Source organism: Thalassospira profundimaris (genome assembly GCF_003326795.1).
Lineage (GTDB): Bacteria > Pseudomonadota > Alphaproteobacteria > Rhodospirillales > Thalassospiraceae > Thalassospira > Thalassospira profundimaris_C.
On record NZ_JPWI01000007.1, the window covers coordinates 26,508 to 47,665 of the forward strand.

Consider the following 21,158-nt stretch of genomic DNA (forward strand, 5'->3'; position numbering starts at 1 on the left):
AAGAGGATCAGAAGGTGCTTGCGGCAATGGCGGCTTCGTGATCAAGCAACCATTTCTTGCGATCCAGCCCACCGGCATAGCCGGTCAATGTTCCGTTTGATCCGATCACCCGGTGGCATGGCACAATGATCGAAACCGGGTTCAGTGCATTGGCGCGTGCAACCGCGCGAACGGCATTTGGCTTTCCAAGCTGAACCGCCAGTCCGGAATAGGACACGCTTTTGCCATTGGGAATGGTAATCAGGGCATCCCAGACAGATTTCTGAAAATCGGTCCCGATCATGGTAAGAGCATCTATCGGCGGTTTGATCGCCGCGCCCTCGAAATAGGCATCAAGCCAGTCAATCACCGATCCGGGCGCAGAGCCACCTTCCATCCAGTCGAGCTTTTTAAAACGCCGCGTCTGAATGGTTTTCAGACGATCATCGTTATCTTCAAAATCAAGATGCACAAGCTTGCCATCGACCGAGGCAAGCGACAGTTTGCCAATCGGGCTTGGATAACGGATCACATTGATCGTGGTTGTCATCATCCTTCTCCTTCCAATGCAGACCAAAGATATTGCGCGGCATAGGCCCGCCAGGGTCGCCAGCTTTCCGACAGGGCATCAAGTGCCTTGGCCTTGTCCGGGCCGCCGCCCATGCTTGATGCCTTGAGGATGCCAAGATCGGCCGCCGGAAAGGCATCCGGGTCGCCAAGTCCGCGCAGGCCGAAATAGTTCAATGTCCATGGACCTATTCCCTTGATCGCGGTCAGATCGGCAATCAGGGTTTCACCCGCCTTCTGATCGCAACCGGGATCGGCAAAAAGATCAGTCACATCGGCCAGTGTCTGCGCACGGCGGGTTGTAAGCCCGATGGATATCAGTTCCTGATTGGCAAGTTGTGCCGGGGCGGGAAACAGATGCGTGACACCGGTTCTGGCAACCAGATCATCGGGCAGTGCCTTGCCAAAGCGGGCGACAATACGCCCTGCCAGTGTTCTGGCCGCAGCAACCGATACCTGCTGTCCCAAAACGGCGCGCATGGCCAGTTCAAACCGGTCCCAACACCCCGGCACACGAAGGCCCGGGCGTTTTTCAATCAGTGGCGCAAGCAACGCATCATCGGAAAACTGTGCCGTGATGGACGGAACATCCGCATCAAGATCAAACAGGCGCCGGACCCGCGCACCAATTTCAAGCACGGCTTCACGCGCCGGGCCGCGCAGGATCACCTCCACCCCGCTTTGATCCGGGCTGAAATGGCAGATCATCAGGCCAACCTGATCGCCCATGGCAAATCCGCGTGCATAGATGCGATCACGGACTGCTTCCAACCCCGGAATGGCGCGCGCCCGGAAAAAGGCCAGAAGATATTCCGCATCAAACGGCTGTCTGGCACGCAGACGCAAAACAAGATCATCATTGCGCGGGGCAAATGGATCGTCGTCCTTTACCGGGCTCGACGTTCTGGGTTTTACGCCGCGCCGGAATGCCGTCGGTGCCTGACCATAGGCCTGCTTCATCGCATCGTTGAACCGCCGCAAGCTGCCGAAACCGGCAATATCAGCAATCTCGATCATCGACAGGTTACTGTCCACAATCAGCTGGCGCGCCCGCAAAAGGCGTCTGGCCTTGGCGTGTTCCTGCGGGGTGACGCCGGTATGTTCCTTGAAGATACGGCGCAGATGCCGATCCCCGACACCAAGCCGCTCGGCCAGATCAGCAATCGATCCGGTTTCAAGCACGCCCTGATCAATCAGGCGCACAGCACGGGCCACGGTTGCATGAACACCGGCACTGGCAGGACTTCCGGGGGCAGCTTCGGGACGACAGCGCAGGCACGGCCGGAAGCCATGGGCAATTGCCGCCTCCGCACTGGGATAGAATTCCACATTGGCACGTTTTGGCGTGACTGCGGGGCAAATCGGGCGACAGAAAATCCCGGTGGTCAGAACGGCGGTATAAAACCGCCCGTCAAACCGACGGTCCCGGGTTTTGAGTGCCTGATAGCATATATCGTTATTGAGCTGTTCCATGCCCGGCAGTTTACCAGAACCGGCAATCAAAACTCGCCAGATTCGGACTCAAACGTAAAATCGTCTGATTGCCCTAGTTCAGGGGAATGTCGTTATCGGATTTACCATCCTGATATTGCGCCGACAGACGATCATATTCGTCTGAAATCGCCTTGGCCCGGACAAGGTACCCTGCCCGCGTGTCTTCCGGCAGTTCGGCGACCATGCCCATCATCGAATGACTGTCCCAGAATGCGTTGGACTTGTTGTATTCGCCGTCATCAAGCGTGAAGACCTCCTTCATGATTTTCAAATCATGGGGAATGGCAAAGGCATCGCGGGAATCTTCGTAGGAAAAGAAATAATAGAAATTATCAAACCCGGCCCAGGTAATTGCCGACAGGCACATCGAACAGGGTTCATGGGTTGAAAGGAATATCAGCTCCGAGGTTACCGGGCGCTGATCAGCAGGAATTTCATAAAACCGCTTAAGACAATGGACTTCCCCATGCCAAAGCGGGTTTTCGGTTTCATTGTTGGTTTCAGCAATGACCAGAGAATGATCGGATTTTCGAAGGATCGCTGCCCCGAACAGCTTGTTGCCACCCGCAACACCTGCGCGCGTTTTGGGAAGAATGTCGTTTTCCAGAACGGAGAACAGCTTTTCCAAAAGGTTCGGGCTGGCGGTGGTCTCTGGCATGATGGCGGCCCCTGAAGTACTGATATTTGTTTGTACCATTTCACCGTGTCAGGGCCGCCATGCCAACCTGTTTTTCATCTCGCAGGTTGCAAAACAGTCTGCTGCACTGCTTTACAATCAGATACCGCGTAATATCCCGTCATTGTCGGGCATCTGGCGGTTTTCCGGCGCAACCGGAAGATAGAAGTCACGATTTAAAAGGGTGGTCACCGCGATCAGTGTCGGGGATTTGGTATCGCGCACTTTGGTGATCAGGGCATGATCGACCGGTGCCATCTGACGGATTTTGACAACCTCGAAAACCGGACCGTTCGGAGTTGCGAGTTTGAACTGGTCGCCGACTGCGACCGGACCAAGAGAGTTCTGGGCCATTTGGGACTACCTGACAAAAGATGTTTGCTCTGAGGCAAGCCTGCCAGTCTCCAGCCATTGTCTGGGGTTTGTTATTGCTTGGCAGGTCTCGCTTGACCTCACCATGGCAAAGCTATCCGGCAATTGTGTGACAGAAATGGGACTTTTGGGGGCAAGATGTCCGACATAGCTCAAAACACTGGGCAAGGCACAACCACTGGATGTACGTTAAGGAAAATTGATGTCTGCCCATCGTGTGAAGGTCAACAATGCAGCAATGTCCCTTTTGCGGAAATACACTCAACAATGACATTAGAATGATCGGTACCGCTGATCGCTATTTGTTCGATTGCCCTTTTTGTGGAAAATATCAAGTTTCTGGTCTGGTTAAGCATTTTATTTCTTCACCGGACGAGAATGCAGAAAAGTCATACGCATTTTTTCCTTACGCCTTGCATAAGATGCGTTCACCACAACAACCACTCCCCTATCTAAATCAAGAAATCTATGAAAAGCTGATTAAGAACCCAATAAAAGCAAACCCAAAAGAGATATCAGATAATCTTATTCTTTTACTGGGAGACCAACAAACGTCCGCCGGATCATGGGTTCATTTAAGTTTTGAAGTTGATGGTGGAAGCCTTGGCTGCGTCACAGAAGATGACTTGGAATTTGTATTAAAATCTTTGGAAGATAAGGGACTAGTTGAAGGACGGGCACCACTAATGTACCGCCTGACTTTCTCGGGTTGGGAACACCTTCATCAAATTATCCAAGGCGAGGAATCCGTTGACACAGTTTTCATCGCAATGAGTTTCGGAGACACAGAACTCAATAGAATTGTGGATGAGCACATTCGCCCTGCTATTACACGCACAGGTTTGAAACTACGAAAGCTAAATGATCCCGATGGTCAAAAAGCTGGCCTAATTGATGATAGACTTAGGCTCGAAATCAAGATGGCAAAGCTTGTTCTTGCAGACCTTACACACGACAACAACGGTGCATACTGGGAAGCTGGCTACGCCGAGGGTATTGGAAAACCTGTAGTTTACTTGTGCGAAGAGAATACTTTCAACAAACGCACTGGAGGTACTCATTTCGATACGAACCATCATCTCCACATTTTATGGTCCTCTGAAAAGATTGACCAAGCCGTGGAGCAACTCGTTGCGTGCATTAGAGCAACCCTACCAGATGTAAAACAAATCGATTAGAAAAAACACCCCGCCGAATAATCAGCGGGGTGTTCTAGATTTCAAGCAGTTATCGGCAACCGATCAATCGATGTCTTCGATCTCGCCAGCCGAACCGGTAACCTTTGCGGCCAATGCAGCTGCCATGAAGGCATCAAGATCGCCGTTCAGAACACCCTGGGTATCGGATGTTTCGGTCCCCGTACGCAGGTCCTTGATCATCTGATAGGGCTGCAGAACGTAGGAACGGATCTGATGCCCCCAACCGATGTCGGTTTTGCTGTCCTCAACCGCCTGTGCCTCGGCTTCGCGCTTTTTAAGCTCGGCCTCATAGAGGCGGGCTTTGAGCATCTTCATCGCCGTATCGCGGTTTTTATGCTGCGAACGGTCATTCTGACACTGGGCAACGATGCCGGTCGGAATATGGGTAATACGAACAGCGGAATCCGTCCGGTTAACGTGCTGACCACCGGCACCTGATGCACGGTAGGTATCGACACGAAGATCCTTATCAAGGATTTCAATCTCGATATTGTCATCAATGACCGGATAGACCCAGACCGACGAGAAGCTCGTATGGCGGCGCGCAGAACTGTCATAGGGCGAAATACGCACCAGACGATGCACACCCACTTCGTTCTTGAGCCAGCCATAGGCATTATGCCCGGTGATTTTGTAGGTAACCGATTTGATACCGGCTTCCTCGCCATCACTTTCTTCGAGCATCTCAAGCTTGTAACCCTTGGACTCCGCCCAACGGTAATACATGCGTGCCATCATCGATGCCCAGTCCTGTGCTTCGGTACCACCAGCACCGGCATGGATTTCAAGATAGGCATCATTGGCGTCGGCTTCGCCCGAAAGCAGGCTTTCGAGTTCGCGCTGTGCGGCAATCTCGCGGATTGCGCGCAGGCCTTCTTCGGCCTCGGCAACCGTTTCTGCATCGCCCTCGGCTTCGCCAAGTTCGATCAGTTCAATGTTGTCTTCAAGCTCCTGGGCGAGCTTTTTATAACCATTGATGGCATCATCAAGCTGGGTACGTTCACGCATGACTTTCTGCGCATTGGCGGCGTTGTCCCAAAGGGTCGGGTCTTCGGCCAGTGCGTTCAGTTCGTCCAGGCGTCTAAGAGCGTTATCCCAGTCAAAGATGCCTCCTCAGCAGTACCATCGACTGCTTGATTTCATCGACCAATGCCTGTGCTTCGGCGCGCATTGATGTCTCCGTTATTCATCTGAAATTTGTGGCCACAGTTTGACTGCGGCAAACTCGGCGCCGCTTATAGCAGTTTTTGCCGCAGTTGAAACCCCTGCAACCATGCAAAAACCCGGCAGCGGGTTGCTACCGGGTTTCGCATCAAAGATAAGGCAGGGTAATTCAGAGATCACTCCAATACCGGATCGAGTGTCACGGTATAAAGTTCATCGTCAGCAACATCGCGCAACGAGACCCGGAACTGTTCGGTTTCGGCATCAATATCGACCAGACCAAAGAACTGCAAACCAAAGGATGGCGGCAGATTAACGCCCTGTTCCTTGGTCGGGTGTTTGGTGAATTTTACCTGCGGACCAAATGTGTTGTCCATCTCGCTGGGACCGAACGTTCCGGCGTGGAGCGGACCGGAAACAAATTCCCAGAACGGATCGAAGTCCTGGAACTGGGCCTTGTTCGGATCGTAATAATGAGCTGCGGTGTAATGAACATCGGCTGTCAACCAGACCGTGTTGCGGATTTTGGCGGTTTTGATGAAACGCAGCAGTTCCGCCATTTCCAGTTCACGCCCCATCGGCAGACCATCGCCATTGGCACCGTTCTCAAAGTTGTCGCCGTCACGCACGATCATGCCAATCGGCATGTCAGCAGCAATGACTTTCCAGGTCGCTTTGGAATTCAAAAGGCCACGTTTGAGCCACTCGACCTGCGTGCGCCCGAGGAAATCGGTATTGTCGGTTGGCACCGGGCTGTTATTGGCATCATTGGTGCCACGATAGGTGCGCATATCAAGGAAGAAGATTTCCAGCGACGGTCCATAGGACACCTTGCGATATACACGGCCGGGTTCGGATGCATGTTCGGTAATCGGCAACATTTCCCGGAATGCACGGTTGGCACGGGCAGCCAGAATAAGCGCCGATTTTTCCGTGTAGCGATCATCATTGACCAACATTTCGCCCGGATACCAGTTATTGGTCACTTCGTGGTCGTCCCACTGGTAATAGACCGGGATCAGGCGATTGAATTCGCGCACATTGCGATCAAGCATGTTGTATTTGTAGTTGCCGCGAAACTCGTTGATGGTCTCGGCCACCTTGGCGGTGTCATCGGTCGTGATGTTTTTCCAAATTTGCCCGTCGGGCGTTTCCTTGGTCTCGGCAAACGGTCCATCGGCATAAATCGTATCGCCGGAATGAATGAAGAAATCAGGATTGTGTTTGGTGATCGTGGCATAGGTTTTCATGCCGCCGCGATCTTCGTCAATCCCCCAGCCCTGACCACCGGTATCGCCGGACCAGCCAAAGCGGATGTTGCGTTTCGCCGCAGGTGCCGTACGGAAATGGCCGATCACCGGTTCGGAAGACGCGCGACCATCATCAAGGTTCTCGAAATGGATCTTGTAGAAAATATCCTGACCAGCTGGAAGATCATTCAATGCGAGCTTGCCGGCAAAATCGCGCTGGGCCAGAACATCGACATGGGGAATACGGACCGAATTCCTGAAGCCTTCAGTGGTTGCGATTTCGGTTACCATACGCGAAGCCCGATCTGCACGTCCCCAGATGCAGGCGGTGTTGGCAGTCACATCACCACTTTGAACACCATGCGTGATGACCGGACGGTCAGCCGCACGCGAGATTGACGGCATAAAGAAACCACCCATGGCCGTTGCGGCACCGGCGGTCGCACCTGTTGCAAGAAACTTTCGGCGGGAAAGACGAAATGACATCTCTGGAACCTCTTTAATGCATGAACTAAATCCCTGGAGATCATGACAAATTCCGATGACAGACCAATGTCATCGCGTTGATTCTTTTGTCACTGTTTGATGACAGATCATCTTTCCAAATGGCCTGATCTGAAAACAGAAAGTTTCAGATGAAAGACCCCATGGTCAAAAAAAGCCGGATGCTGATTACATCCGGCTTTTATCACATTTGGACTGCAATATTTGGATCATCGCAATTAAGTATATCGGGGTTGATCAGTAAATCCCGCCCGGTCCGGAAACAGCACCGCCATTTCTGCTGTCAGAGCCGCCAAACTCGTTATATCCACCATCAATAACATTGTCGTTTGATGCCGGAATGGTGCCGGGTTTGAAGGCTTCCCAGATCACGTCCTTATCGCCCGGACGAGCCGGAATACCGGTGCGGGCCTCGACACGGACCATGCGAATGCCCGGTGGAGTACGGAACGGAATGGCTTTGGTTCCTGCAAGGGCACCACGCATGAATTCTTTCCAGATCGGAGCCGCAGCACTGGCACCCTGCTCCTTGTCGCCAAGCGATCTGTTATCATCAAAGCCGACATAAACCCCGACCGCCAGATCCGGCGAGAAACCGACAAACCATGCATCACGTGAATCATTGGTCGTTCCCGTCTTGCCTGCCAGCGGGTAGCCAAGTTCGGCAATGGTCCGGCCGGTACCGCGTGACACCACACCTTCCATAATATGAACCATCTGGAAGGCACTGGTCGGATCGGTCAGCTGTTCGCGGGTATCGGGAAGATCAGGCGGCATCTGATTGCGGAACGCCACATCCTGACACTGCGCACAATCGCGCTCGTCCCGACGATAGATCACATTACCGCGACGGTCCTGAATACGGTCAATCAGGGTCGGTGTGATTTTCTTGCCCCCATTGACCAGTTCGGCATAGGCCGCCGTCAGGCGCATGACGGTCGTTTCCGCAGCGCCAAGCGACATCGAAAGCACTTCTGGCAGCTCATCAACAATGCCAAAGCGCTCGGCATAATCGGCAACAGTAGGCATTCCGATGGTCTGTGCCAGTCGCACCGTCATCAGGTTACGGGACTTCTCGATCCCGAGGCGCATGGTCGATGGGCCATAGAACTGGCCGCTATAGTTGCCCGGCTTCCATTTCCCAAGCCCCGGTCCCTGATCAATCACGAAAGGCGCATCAAGCACCAGCGTTGAAGGGGTAAAGCCCTGATCAAGGGCGGCCAGATAGACAAATGGCTTGAATGCCGAGCCCGGTTGACGGCGGGCCTGGGTTGCGCGGTTGAATTTCGACAGATCGTGCGAAAAACCGCCAGACATCGCAAGAACACGGCCCGTATGCGGATCCATCGCCACCAGACCACCATTCACATTGGGAATCTGGCGCAGGCCATAGGTGTTTGGTGGCAGTTTCTCGCCATCAAGTTCTGCGAAATGTTTGACATAGACAACGTCGCCCGGATTAAGCACATCCGACGGACGGTTCACCACAGCACCCAGTGTCTGGCCCTTTTGCCACGGACGCGCCCAGGTCAGGAAACGCAGCGGAATACGGCCCTGCTCGCCTGATTGCAATCCAAGGGTCGCTTCGTTGGCATCTGTTTTAAGTACAACAGCCAGATCCCATGGAATGTCACCGGGCTTTTCAACTTCGCGCAGTTTCTGCTGCCAGTTGCCATTCAGGTCAATCTGTGTGATCGGGCCGCGCCAGCCGTGGCGACGGTCATAGGCAACCAGACCTTCAAACAGCGCCTTGTCCGCAACCGTCTGCATGTTCGGATCAACGGTTGAACGTACCGAAAGACCGCCATCATAAAGCATGCCTTCGCCGTAACGGTCGACCAGCTGACGACGGACTTCCTCGGCAAAGAAATCGGCCTGATAGGTATCAACCGACTCACGCGATTTGCTAACCAGTGGTGCTGACCATGCGGCCTGTGCTTCGGCCTCGGTCACGTATTTTTCCTCGAGCATCCGGCCAATCACCCAGTTACGGCGCGCCTTTGCTTCGTCGTGATTACGGACCGGATGATAGTTCGACGGGGCCTTTGGCAAGGCCGCAAGATAGGCTGCCTCTTCGACGTTAAGTTCATCAAGCGACTTGTCGAAATAACGCAGCGATGCGGCAGCAACCCCGTATGCGCCACTGCCGAGGTAAATCTCGTTCAGGTAAAGCTCAAGGATATGCTCCTTGGAGAACGCACGCTCGATACGGAACGACAGGATCGCTTCCTTGATCTTGCGTTCATAGGAAACTTCGTTGGTCAGAAGGAAGTTCTTGGCGACCTGCTGGGTGATGGTCGATGCCCCGACCGGACGACGTCCGGTGCCAAGATTGACCACGTTGGTCACTGCAGCACGGAGAACCGACGCAAAATCAATCCCGGGATGGGAGAAGAAGTTTTTGTCCTCGGCTGCAACAAAGGCATCAATTACCTTGTGCGGGATGGCAGTGATCGGAACGAATACACGTTTCTCGCGGGCATATTCAGCAATCAGCGCACCATCGGATGCATGAACACGCGTCATGACTTCGGGTTCGTAGTTTTCAAGCTGGGTATAGTCGGGCAAGTCCTGACCAAAATGCCAGAAGATGGCCAGAACACCGGCACCGCCTGCGATCCCCATCAAAAACAGAAAGCCGAAAATACTTAGTAAAATGCGCATGTAAGCAGGTCTTTTTCGATTTGTTGGCCTGATCCGACGAGGGCGCATATTCATGCACAATCACCGGAAATGCAATGTCCCAGCAGATTATCGACCTTGTCTGGTCGATCTACCGCAGTTATGCCGACTATAGCGGCAAAAAAGTGACAAGGTTGTGACGACACGCACGCTGCGTATCTTTTTGTTCATTCCGTGCGAATATACGCATCAAACTGCCCTGCCCCAAACATTGGAAATGCGGGGCAAAGCCTTTGCTGCGTTCCAGTTCTAGAATTTGTGTTTCTCGAAATAGATATCAATTGCCCGCAAGACTGCTTCGGCAATCTTTTTACGATGGGCCGGGCTTTGCAGGAGCTTGGTATCTGTTGCATTGGACAGATACCCCATTTCAAACAGGGCAGACGGAATATCAGGCGCCTTGAGAACCGCAAATCCGGCAAAGCGATGGGTTCTGCGTTGCAGTTCGATGCTTTGTGACAACTGGCTTACCATGTTGGCAGCCAGCGTTGCCGACAGGTTCATGGTTTCGCGCTGAGCCAAGTCGATCAGAATGCTTTGTACCAGCGAGTTTTCATCAGAGAGATCAATACCGGCAATGACGTCGGCCTTGTTTTCCTTGGAAGCAAGGGCTGCTGCCTCCTTGTCCGATGCGTTTTCAGACAGGGTATAGACCGATCCGCCGCGATGCTTCGGATTGGCAATAGAGTCTGCATGCAGCGAGATGAAAAGATCGGCACCATTTTTACGCGCAATTTCAACACGCTGGCGCAATTTAAGGAACACATCCTTGTCGCGTGTCAGAAGCACACGATAACGCCCCGACGCGGTCAGGGTATCTGCAAGCTGACGGGCTGCGGCCAGCGTCAGGTCCTTTTCATAGACATTGCCAACCCCGATGGCACCGGGATCAACGCCACCATGTCCGGCATCAATGGCGATCAGCGGCTTTTCCTCGCCGCCACGGCCGGATTTTACACCGACATCAACACTTTGTTCTGTGGCACTGGTATCATTGCGGCTGCGCGCGGAATAGGCTGCCATGCTATCGCGCGATGCATCCAGAAAAGCCTGACGTTTTGCCGGTTTAAGGTCGACAACCAGACGATTGGGCTTCCCGCCGGATGCCGGTAATGCAAATATCTTGGACACCAGCGATGGTTCGGCAACATCAAGCACGACACGGAATGTACCGGGCTTGAACAGGCCATAGCGCAGCCCGGAAATCAGCCCCCCGCCCGAGGTCACCTTGCCCGGAGGGGCGCTCCAGTCGATTTCCGGCATATCGATAATGATGCGATACGGATCAGGCAGCAGGAAATAGGTAAAATCCACATCCCGGTCGAGATCGATTACGAAACGCGTATAATCGGGATAGACGCCAAGTCGCGCGCCAAGGACCTTGGCGGCCTGTGCATTGGCCGTCGACGTAACCATCTGGGCAGAAAAAAGCAGCAAAAACAGCGAGATCGCAAATCTTGTCAATTTACGATACACCGTAACCCACGGTGCAGGTCGCATATTGGAATGTGATGTTGCATGCGGTGAATTCATCTGTCGTGCTTGCGCCTGTTTACCCTGCCAGAGCTGAGATCAAAGGTTATAACAACGCGTTGGTTAACGGGCAATTGACCAAAGCAAGAAGTTAGACGCACCCCTGATCAACCTGCCTTTAATGGTCGCGACACAGCCAGCAGGTCAAAAGCTTTGCTTTTTCATATATTTGACAGCAATTGATCGTCATAGGCGAAAATGCGCGGAAATCTTCGCCTTTTGACAGGCCGGTGTCAGAAAGTCATCGTCTGATGTAACAAAACTGTTTGTCGCAGGCGAATAAACCGGATATGTTGCACCCGAGATTCCTATGCTTTGTGGTATGTACCTAAAACGCCACCAGGCTGAGGACGCGACTAGATCAGTTCTTACGGTCGGTGTCTCGGTGACGCGGCAATTCCCGCTCCCGATAGAGCCCTCCTTAAAAAGGCTGCCTTGGCGCGCTCGAAAATACACAACCTATTTTGTTTCAACATCAAAACCAGGTCCGAACCGGAAGAGCAGCCGACACGCGATGAACCAGAGACAAACAGGACATATCGCGACCCTATTGGACGGCGCCTCCGGTCACGCCGGTTTGTTTGCATATCAGCGCAGTAATGCGCGTAGCATTGAACTGGCGGGGCCTCCAGGAACAGGTTCCGAATGGTTAAACGCATGCTTATCGATGCAACGCACGCGGAAGAAAGCCGTGTCGTTGTTATTAATGGAAATCGCCTAGAAGAATACGATGTCGAGACTTCGACAAAAAAACAAATCAAGGGAAACATCTACCTCGCGAAAGTGACGCGTGTAGAACCCTCTTTGCAGGCGGCCTTTGTTGATTATGGTGGAAACCGCCACGGTTTTCTTGCCTTCAGCGAAATCCACTCTGACTACTACCAGATCCCGGTTGCCGACCGCGAAGCCCTGAGTCAGGGCGGCGCACAGGTCAAGGACGCTGAAATTGTCGAAGACAATATCGGCGAAACCGAAGACAGCCCTAAAAAAGAAAAGAAACCTGCCCGTTCACGTTCGCGTCGCAAACCGCGCGCAAAGGACAAGGACGAAACGGCTGAACCGACCGAAGGTGATGCAGCCGAACTCGAAGCAGGTGCCGAGGCAGAAACCCCGGCCGATGCTGCTGACGCAAGCGATGCACAGGCATCTTCCGAGGAAGAAGACGCCAAGCCGCGTCGTCGTCGCACCCGCAATCGTCGCAAAAAGTCCGATGATGTCGAAGCATCAGCAACCGAAGCGTCATCTGATGATGCCCCGGCCGCAGAAAGCAATGATGGTGACGACAACGGTTCTGACGACACCCCGACCGGCGGTAATGCCGCAATGTCGGCAGAAGTCGCAGAACTGACCGTTGACATTGATGCCGACGGTGAAGGCGACGACAATGATGACGGGGCACCGTCTGCGGATGCCGGTGGCGAAGAAGAAGAAATCGAAGACCTTGGTGGCGACGATGCCGACGAATTCGTCGAATCACACAGCCGTCAGCTTCAGAAACGCTACAAAATTCAGGAAGTGATCAAACGCCGCCAGATCATTCTGGTTCAGGTCGTCAAGGAAGAACGCGGCAACAAGGGTGCGGCACTTTCGACCTTCCTGTCGCTGGCGGGCCGTTATTGCGTTCTGATGCCAAACACCCCGCGTGGTGGCGGCATTTCGCGCAAAATCACCAATGCCCAGGACCGCAAGCGTCTGAAATCCATTCTGGCCGAGCTGGAGATTCCGGACGGCATGGCCGTGATCGTTCGCACCGCCGGTGCAGAACGGACCAAAGCCGAAATCAAACGCGACTTCGACTATCTGATGCGTCTGTGGGATCGTATCCGCGAAACCACCCTTCAGAGCCAGGCACCTTGCCTGATTTACGAAGAAGCCGATCTGATCAAGCGTTCCATCCGTGACCTTTATGCACGCGATGTTGATGAAGTTCTGGTCGAAGGTGACGAAGGTTACCGGATCGCCAAAGACTTCATGAAAATGCTGATGCCATCACATGCCAAGCGCGTGCAGCCCTATAAGGATCAGGGCGTGCCACTGTTCCACCGTTTCCAGGTGGAAAGTCAGCTTGATGCGATGCTCAACCCGGTCGTACAGCTTAAATCCGGTGGTTATATCGTCATCAACCCGACCGAAGCACTGGTCGCGATTGACGTGAACTCCGGCCGCTCGACCCGCGAACGCAATATCGAAGAAACCGCATACAAGACCAACCTTGAAGCGGCCGAGGAACTGGCACGCCAGCTGCGCCTGCGTGACCTTGCCGGTCTGATCGTTGTCGACTTCATCGACATGGAAGATCACCGCAATCAGGCATCGGTTGAACGCAAGCTTAAAGAAGCGATGCGCAATGACCGTGCACGTTTGCAGATTGGCCGTATCAGCCCGTTTGGCCTGCTTGAAATGTCGCGTCAGCGCCTGCGTCCGTCGCTTGTTGAAAGCGCGTTCGAGGTTTGCTCGCATTGCCGTGGTGTCGGCCTTGTCCGTTCGATAGAAAGTGCAGCCCTTCATCTGCTGCGTGTCATCGAAGAAGAAGGCATGCGCCGTCGCTCTGGTGCGCTCACCGTTCATGTCGCCAGCGAAGTCGCCCTTTACATCCTGAACCGTAAACGTGATTCGCTTGCTGAAATCGAACAACGTTACGGCTTCACCGTGATGATCTTTGGCGATGACAGCCTGATTTCCCCGGATCACCGTATCGAGCGCACCCGCGCGAAAAAAGGTGACGAGCAGGAAGAGGTAAGCCCGGTTCTCAATACCGACAGCGTGTCGCTGACGGCAATTGAAAGCCCGGTTGAAGACGACGAAGACGAAGATGAAGACATTGTTCGTGGTGATGATGACGATCAGGGTGGCAAACGCCGCCGTCGTCGCCGTCGTCGTCGCGGTCGCAACGATGATCGTGATGATCGCAACGATACCCAGCAGGAAGCGGCAGATACCGACGCCGAAGATGCTGATGGTTCGGATCACGGCAACCTTGATGACGATGATGAAGAAAGCCAGCGCAAGCGTCGCCGTCGTGGCAAACGTGGTGGCCGTCGCCGTTCGCGTCGTCAGGATTTCGATACCAACCGTACCCGTTCGCCCAATGATGATCCGGCCCTGACATCTGCGCGTCGCAACCGTGATCACGAAGCACCGGATGGTTCTGAAGAAAACAGCGTGATCGACGCCGAAAGCGACGGTCAGGATGCTGACAGCTTTGATCAGGAAGGCGTTCGTGTCGGTCGTGTGCGCAGCACCACGGCACCGGCCCCGGCCCGTCCGCGTCGGGATCGCAACGACAACCGTCGCAACCGCCGTGACCGCAATCCGCGCTCGGATCGCCCTGAAGGCAGCAATGATCGTGGTGATGTGAAAAATATCCCGATCCAGAGCGGCCCGGCACCGGAGGCCGTTGCTGAAAGCAAACCGGAAACCACCGTTGCCGCACCGGCAGCTGCCCCGGCAGAAGTCGCAGCACCGGCACCGAAAGCAGAAGCACCAAAGGTTGAGGCACCTGTCGAAAAACCGGCAGCACCAAAACCGGCTGAACCGGCCAAAACCGAGGCCCCTGCCCCGGCACCGGAAGCAGCCCCTGCAGCCGAACCGGCAAAGGACGAAAAGCCCAAGTCGAAAAAACGCGGCTGGTGGAGCCTTGGTCGCTAACCCGATCAAAGTCGCTAAAAGAAAAAGACCGCTGAAATTCAGCGGTCTTTTTTTTGTTTAAACCTATAAAGGTTTTAGCAATGATAACTGTCAGCGTTGAGGGATCAGATCGGTCACAATGAGCAAAAAACTATTCCATCCTCAGATGACTTACAGACGATGGGGTAAAATTATCGGCATCATCGTTGCCCTAGACATCGCTGCCGCTCTCATTGTCTATGGCTTGCTCTCAATGACGGCAGCAACCATCAAGAACTTCTCGATACCGATCACAATTCTTGTCTTTGCGACGCTATCATCACTTTTCTTGTGTTTGGGTTCGGTGCTGCACAGTCACTTCTATGCGTTTTTCTCCAGACGTGGCATCCACTCGATGACTGACAAAGTTCGACAGACACCTCTCACACTGTATCTCATCAAGGATGTTGTCGAAAACGCCGACAGAAAAGGACTAGATGGTCGCTACCAGCGGAATGCAACGTCGTCTAGCGTTTCCAATTCTGCAACGCCTTGACGGCACCGATCATGGTTGCCTCGCTATGCGCGAAAGAGAAACGTACATAGCCCTTGCCACGCATCCGGTCAAAATCCGTGCCCGGTGTGGTGGCCACACCGGTTTCCTCGAGCATCCGGCGACAGAAAACTTCGCTGTCATTCGTCAGCTCGCGGACATCGGCATAGAGATAAAATGCACCATCCGCCGGGGCGAATTTGGTGAAGCCTGCCTTCGGCAGACCTTCAAGCAGGATTTCGCGATTGCGCGCATAGGCCGCGATATTGGCCTGAAGTTCATCTTCGCAATCAAAGGCGGCGACGGCTGCAATTTGCGACAAAGCCGGGGCGGAAATGAACAGGTTTTGCTGCAAGCATTCCACCGCACGCATCAGATCAGGCGGCACAATTGCCCAACCCAGACGCCAGCCGGTCATCGAGAAATATTTCGAAAAACTGTTGATGATGATGGCGTCATCCCCGAATTCAAGGGCGGTGCATTCCTTGACATCCCCGAACGAGATACCCTGATAAATCTCGTCACTGATCAGGCGAATGCCGTTTTCGCGGCAATAGGTTGCCAGCTCACGATAGGTTTCGACATCGATCATGCTGCCTGCCGGATTGGACGGGCTGGCAACGATCAGGCCATCAACCGGCTCTTCAAGATCACGGAGCATCTGAACGGTCGGCTGATAATGGGTTTCCGGGCCCGCAGGCAGGTTGACCGTATCAATACCAAGCGCGCTGAGAATATTGTGGTAGGCCGGATATCCCGGTGCTGCCATCGCAACACGGTCGCCCGCATCAAAGGCCGCGAGGAACGCCAGTACAAAGATCGACGACGATCCACTGGCAACGCAAACGCGCGACGGATCAACCGACACACCAAATTTTGTTTTGTAATGTCCGGCAATGGCTTCGCGTAGCGGATCGATGCCCATGGCGTTGGTATAGCCGATCAGGTCGGCTTCAAGCGCCTTGGCAGCTGCTTCGCGGACCTTGCGCGGGGCCGGTGTCCCCGGCTGTCCGACTTCAAGATGATAAACAGCTTTTCCCTCGGTCTCGCGCGCATTGGCTGCACGCATCACATCCATGACGATAAAGGGCGAAATTGCGCCGCGCAGGGATTGTTTCAAAGCCATTGTGTGGGGTCCCAATTCGTTTTAACTACGATTAAGTGCAACAGGGCAGGATGATCCCTGCCCTGTTGAAATGTCCTGTTAGCGAACACCGGCCATGCCACCGCCCGCCGGATCAGCCACGAACTGACAACTTTCCGGATGAGGTGGCACGCCTTCAAGGCAGCGGATCACATTGACAGAAGACGCACCCTGGGAATTAAGGGTAATTCCCGATGCCGCCCCGGCACCAATCAGATCTTCGGCCATGGTGGCAATTTGTTTGGTTGCACCGGCCGGTGTGCCCGTCCCGGCAATGCCATAATAATATTCCCAGACAAACGGGTTCACCATCAGGGCCGGGCCGATCAGTGGCGTAGCCGCCTGTGCGGCATCACCAGTGGCAAGGTTAAGACCAAAGGCATCTGCACCAAGGCCCGCACCAAACGGCGTATTCATGGTCATCATACAGGCAACAGCATTGGCAGCACGATCGACGACAACAAAGCCACTGCGACCCGAAAGTGCCTGCCCGGACAAATCCCCAGACGCGATATCGGCAAGATAACGGTTCAGGATTTCGGCAACATCACTGCCATCGGTAATGACGGATGGTCCGCTTGCTGAACGCGGCGGATAGGCAAGATAGACAATTTCATTGCCATGTTTGACTTCGGTCGCCGCTTTCCATTCCGGACGATAATTGCGCAAATCGTCAGCCGTAAGCGTGCCACCGGCATTCTGGACGGCTGCGGCAATATCTGCACCAAGCGCACCGTTATAGAAATCACCTGGTCCCTTGACACGCAGCGATGTCAGCAGTGCTGCAAGATTGACCGAACGGATACGATCACCAACTTCAAGCAACTTGCCGTCGGGCATGAATGTCTTGCGCAAGGCCGGGCTAGCTTCGATGCGCGCACGGTTGGCCTGAATATCGTTCACAAGTGAGCGCGATACCGGCACACCAAGGCGGGCATATTGTTCAGCCGCACTTAGAAGTGACGCCCATTGCAGGCGCCCAAAGCGCGCACTAAGTGCATATAGACCACGCGGAACGGCCGGAATCGTGGTTGCGGTTTGACCTGCACTGGTTCGAGTCCCCGGACGCGGCCAGAAATCAAGAACCTCGACCTTTTTGCCTGCGCGTTCGTGAACGACACACACACCGCCGCCGCCAATTCCGGCAACAGATGGTTTGGTTACTGTCATGGTCGCATACAGCGCGACAGAAGCATCCGCAGCGGTACCGCCAGCAGACAGGACGTCGCGCGCAACCCTTACTGCCCGCGGCTCATCGGCGACAACACCACCGAAATATCCGGTAACTGCCCCTATTTGACCAAGATTTTCTGTATTAGTACTACTGCAGGCAGCAAGTCCGGCAGTCATTGCGATTGCAAACGCGATCCGCCATGATGGCTTGCGCGTCGGCACGGAACCGACATCAGTCGAACGAAAATATGGAACGCACATTTTGCTCAGACGCATTTTAACTCTCACTGCCATTTTCCTTGTTGCCCTGCCTAGCATGGTTTTGGCGCAGGGTCGTTCTTTTATCCGCGATACCGAGATCGAGGATACCCTTCGTCTCTATGCCACACCTATCTTCAAGGCAGCGGGGCTCGATCCGAACGGTGTGTCTGTTTATATCGTTTCTGACAACAGCTTGAACGCATTTGTTGCCGGTGGACAAAAGCTTTTTATCAATACTGGGCTGTTGTTAAAAGCAGAGACTCCAGAACAGGTTATCGGGGTCATGGCCCACGAGACCGGTCACATCACCGGCGGCCACCTTTCGCGCGTGCATGATCAACTGCGCAATGCCTCTGCAATCTCGATCCTGTCGACCATTGCCGGTGTTGCTGCCGGTGTTGCCGCGGGCAGATCCGATGTGGGGACGGCGGCGATTCTGGGCGGTCAGAATATTGCGACGCGTAACTTTCTGGCCTATTCCCGTACACAGGAAAGCAGTGCCGATCAGGCCGGTGTAAAATATCTGACAGCAGCAGGCATCTCTGCGCGTGGCATGATGGAATTCATGGAAACGCTTGAAGGTCAGGAATTGCTGAGCACGGCAAGTCAGGATCCGTATATGCGCAGTCACCCGCTGACCACCGAACGTGTCGAGTTTCTGGAAAATTACGTTGCCAATTCATCACTGAAAGATGCCAGGGTCAGCCCCGAGTTTTACGAGCGCCATGCCCGTATGCGCGCCAAACTTTATGCCTTTACCAACCATATCCAGAACACGCTGCGCATCTATCCTGAAAGCGATACCAGCATTGCCGGCCAATATGCGCGCGCCATTGCCTATTACCGGAATTCCGAACTGGATCCGGCACTTGAGATCATTGAAAAACTGATCGCGGTTGAGCCGTCCAACCCCTATTTCGAGGAACTCAAAGGTCAGGTTCTTCTGGAATTCGGTCGCGCCAATGACGCAATAGCGCCGCTTGAAAAATCGGTCGAACTTTCGAACGGCGCCCCTCTGATACGTCTTTTGCTGGCGCATGCGATGATCGAAACCGGTGATAATGCGTTTCTTGAGCCAGCGAAAACCACCCTGATGGGCGTTTTGTCGCGAGAGCGTGGCAATGCATCTGCCTGGCGTTTCCGTGCAATTGTTGAAAGCCGTCTTGGTAATGAGGGCGAGGCATCGCTGTCACAGGCCGAATACAGCCTTCTGACCGGTGACCGTCAGGCTGCAAGCTATCACGCGGTACAGGCCGACCGGAAACTTGAAAAAGGAACCGCAGCATGGCTACGCGCACAGGATATCTTGCAGGCGACCAATCCTGACGGAACACCGGGCAGGGATGCGCCGAAGTGATCGGTCGTCTGCTGCGTCGCGCAGGATTCAAAATATCTTTGGCAAGATTCACGGCATTTAGACGCATAACATATTTATCATGCTCGATATTTGTGTCTGCATCAGTCGCCGGATGTTCGCTGCCCGATGCCGGGGTTGATGCCGCAGGTGATCTGAAACTGTTATATGCGCCCTTCTCGCTTGACCGTCCGCCGCCTTACTGGACCGTCAGCCAGAAAATCAACCCGGGACAGCTTTCCAGCGCCGATACACCGCTTCAATGGGTCGATAAGAACGGGAATATCGCCCTGGCAGTGCGTCCGGGCGTCGGATCATTCGAGATCGGACGCAGAACCAATGTGGTTGTTCTGGCTTCACCCTATTTGTCGTTTGACTGGCAGTTCAACAGCACAGCACAGGTCGGGGACATTGAGCTTGAGCTTGGTTTTCGTAAACAGGATCAGGGCAACTGGAATGAAAGCGATCTGGGATCGGGCAAACCGTTCATGGATCAACTTGTACGTATTCCGATTGGTCAAAGCACCGTACAATATGGAGAATGGCAGCGCGAATACTTCGACCTTTCAACCCTTTACCGCCACTACTGGCCGGATACCCCAAATGACGAAGTCCGGCTGGTCTGGATCGGTATTGTGCCCGGTCGCGACCACAGGGCGTCTGTGAGTGGGATCACCTATCTGACGCAAATTTTACTTTCCCGTTAGACACCTGATCACGTATCACAGAACCAACACACTAATTCCAAGGCCATAAGCGGCCACAGTCACAGAAGGACTCCCGATGAATTCCCAGATTGTTAAACGCTTCCTTGGCTGCAGCGCGATTGCAACGACCATGCTGTTTGGTGCATCGATTGCGCAGGCTGACGAAGCCCTTAATGCAGGTCAGAAGGCCGAAGTCGAAAGCGTGATCGAAGACTACCTGATGAAGAATCCCGAAGTTCTTCTGCGCGCCATTCAGAATGTCCAGATCTGGCAGGCAACCGAAAAAGCCCGCCAGCAGGCAGAGGCCATCACACCTGTCTGGGATGCACTGGTTGCCGACAGTTCTGTACCGTCTATCGGCCCGGTTGATGCACCCGTTACAGTCATCGAGTTCTTTGACTATCATTGCGGATATTGCAAAAGTGCATTCGATGGCGTGATGGACATTGCCAAGGAACATGACGGCAAGGTTCGTACGATTTTTGTCGAATTCCCGATCCTGCGAGAAGAGAGTGCCACAGCCGCGCGTGCTGCGCTGGCGGCCGACAAGCAAGGCAAATACATGGAAGTCCACGAAGCCTTCATGAGCAACCGTGGTCTTCTTGATGATGTCCGGATTGACGAGCTTGCTGCTGGTGCTGGCGTCGATGTGACCAAAATGCGCGAAGATATGAAATCGCCGGAAATCGGCGGCATGATTGCCCAGTATGCCGCAATGGCACGCACCGTTGGCATCAGTGGCACACCGGCCTTTATCATTAATGGCAGTCTGGTCTCCGGTGCGGATATGGAACGTGTCAATGCGCTTGTGAAAGCCGGTCTCGAAGAGGCATCGTGATTGTCGCAATGATCACGCGCGACAGAGACGGACTACATCTGTAGTCACGCCATTTCGGTCTGCGAACAAAAAACAAAGGCCCGTTTCGATTTCGAAACGGGC

The 21,158-nt window shown here is 54.0% G+C and carries 16 protein-coding genes; 6 read left to right on the forward strand and 10 right to left on the reverse strand.

What is annotated here, in order from left to right; translation table 11 throughout:
- Positions 1 to 7: 7 nt before the first annotated feature.
- The 4 genes from TH30_RS11760 to TH30_RS11775 form a co-directional block, all read right to left on the reverse strand.
- A complete protein-coding gene (locus TH30_RS11760; RefSeq protein ID WP_114098457.1) occupies positions 8 to 529 on the reverse strand; it encodes a methylated-DNA--[protein]-cysteine S-methyltransferase in 522 nt (173 codons plus the stop codon).
- Complete coding sequence (locus TH30_RS11765; protein ID WP_114098456.1) at positions 529 to 2,019, reverse strand: DNA-3-methyladenine glycosylase 2 family protein; 1,491 nt, start codon at positions 2,017 to 2,019, stop codon at positions 529 to 531. The genes TH30_RS11760 and TH30_RS11765 overlap by 1 nt, the downstream gene beginning before the upstream one ends.
- A 73-nt stretch (positions 2,020 to 2,092) precedes the next feature.
- Entirely contained in the window at positions 2,093 to 2,698 is a 606-nt protein-coding gene (locus TH30_RS11770) for a nucleoside deaminase (protein ID WP_114098296.1), read from the reverse strand.
- A gap of 117 nt (positions 2,699 to 2,815) precedes the next feature.
- Positions 2,816 to 3,070, reverse strand: coding sequence for a hypothetical protein (locus TH30_RS11775; protein WP_114098297.1), 255 nt, complete (start codon positions 3,068 to 3,070; stop codon positions 2,816 to 2,818).
- Positions 3,071 to 3,366: 296 nt separating this feature from the next.
- Here TH30_RS11775 and TH30_RS11780 point away from each other — a divergent pair, with 296 nt between their 5' ends.
- Positions 3,367 to 4,266 carry a TIR domain-containing protein gene (locus TH30_RS11780; RefSeq protein ID WP_114098298.1) on the forward strand — a complete coding sequence of 300 codons (900 nt, stop codon included), beginning with the start codon at positions 3,367 to 3,369 and terminating at the stop codon, positions 4,264 to 4,266.
- Between the two features lie 63 nt (positions 4,267 to 4,329).
- Here TH30_RS11780 and prfB read toward each other — a convergent pair.
- The 4 genes from prfB to TH30_RS11800 all read right to left on the reverse strand — a co-directional run bounded on the left by prfB (position 4,330) and on the right by TH30_RS11800 (position 11,351).
- Positions 4,330 to 5,458, reverse strand: a protein-coding gene (prfB, locus tag TH30_RS11785; RefSeq protein WP_114098299.1) for a peptide chain release factor 2 whose coding sequence is annotated in 2 segments (ribosomal slippage) — positions 4,330 to 5,388 and positions 5,390 to 5,458 — 1,128 coding nt in all. Because the reading frame shifts where the segments join, the coding sequence is not laid out codon by codon here.
- Positions 5,459 to 5,627: 169 nt separating this feature from the next.
- On the reverse strand, positions 5,628 to 7,187 hold the full coding sequence (locus TH30_RS11790; RefSeq protein WP_114098300.1) for an alkaline phosphatase D family protein: 1,560 nt from the start codon (positions 7,185 to 7,187) through the stop codon (positions 5,628 to 5,630).
- 255 nt (positions 7,188 to 7,442) lie between these two features.
- On the reverse strand, positions 7,443 to 9,869 hold the full coding sequence (locus TH30_RS11795) for a penicillin-binding protein 1A (protein WP_114098301.1): 2,427 nt from the start codon (positions 9,867 to 9,869) through the stop codon (positions 7,443 to 7,445).
- A 267-nt stretch (positions 9,870 to 10,136) separates the two neighbouring features.
- A complete protein-coding gene (locus TH30_RS11800) occupies positions 10,137 to 11,351 on the reverse strand; it encodes an N-acetylmuramoyl-L-alanine amidase (RefSeq protein ID WP_258548698.1) in 1,215 nt (404 codons plus the stop codon).
- 714 nt (positions 11,352 to 12,065) lie between these two features.
- On the opposite strand from TH30_RS11800, the gene TH30_RS11805 reads away from it, so the two are divergent.
- A complete protein-coding gene (locus TH30_RS11805) occupies positions 12,066 to 15,068 on the forward strand; it encodes an Rne/Rng family ribonuclease (RefSeq protein ID WP_114098302.1) in 3,003 nt (1,000 codons plus the stop codon).
- A gap of 118 nt (positions 15,069 to 15,186) precedes the next feature.
- Positions 15,187 to 15,582 (forward strand): hypothetical protein, encoded by a 396-nt coding sequence (locus TH30_RS11810; RefSeq protein WP_114098303.1) that lies wholly within the window; start codon positions 15,187 to 15,189, stop codon positions 15,580 to 15,582.
- Here TH30_RS11810 and TH30_RS11815 read toward each other — a convergent pair.
- Positions 15,554 to 16,705, reverse strand: a complete 1,152-nt coding sequence (locus TH30_RS11815) for a pyridoxal phosphate-dependent aminotransferase (protein ID WP_114098304.1) — start codon at positions 16,703 to 16,705, stop codon at positions 15,554 to 15,556. The two genes, TH30_RS11810 and TH30_RS11815, sit on opposite strands and share 29 nt — an antisense overlap.
- Before the next feature lie 78 nt (positions 16,706 to 16,783).
- Positions 16,784 to 18,172, reverse strand: coding sequence for a gamma-glutamyltransferase (locus TH30_RS11820; RefSeq protein WP_114098305.1), 1,389 nt, complete (start codon positions 18,170 to 18,172; stop codon positions 16,784 to 16,786).
- Here TH30_RS11820 and TH30_RS11825 point away from each other — a divergent pair.
- The 3 genes from TH30_RS11825 (at position 18,159) to TH30_RS11835 (ending at position 21,056) form a co-directional block, all read left to right on the forward strand.
- A complete protein-coding gene (locus TH30_RS11825; protein ID WP_258548699.1) occupies positions 18,159 to 19,514 on the forward strand; it encodes a M48 family metalloprotease in 1,356 nt (451 codons plus the stop codon). The two genes, TH30_RS11820 and TH30_RS11825, sit on opposite strands and share 14 nt — an antisense overlap.
- A gap of 92 nt (positions 19,515 to 19,606) precedes the next feature.
- The gene (locus TH30_RS11830) at positions 19,607 to 20,218 is read left to right on the forward strand and encodes a hypothetical protein (RefSeq protein WP_258548700.1); all 612 of its coding nucleotides are present in this window, start codon (positions 19,607 to 19,609) and stop codon (positions 20,216 to 20,218) included.
- A 76-nt stretch (positions 20,219 to 20,294) separates the two neighbouring features.
- The gene (locus TH30_RS11835) at positions 20,295 to 21,056 is read left to right on the forward strand and encodes a DsbA family protein (RefSeq protein ID WP_114098307.1); all 762 of its coding nucleotides are present in this window, start codon (positions 20,295 to 20,297) and stop codon (positions 21,054 to 21,056) included.
- Positions 21,057 to 21,158: the final 102 nt, after the last annotated feature.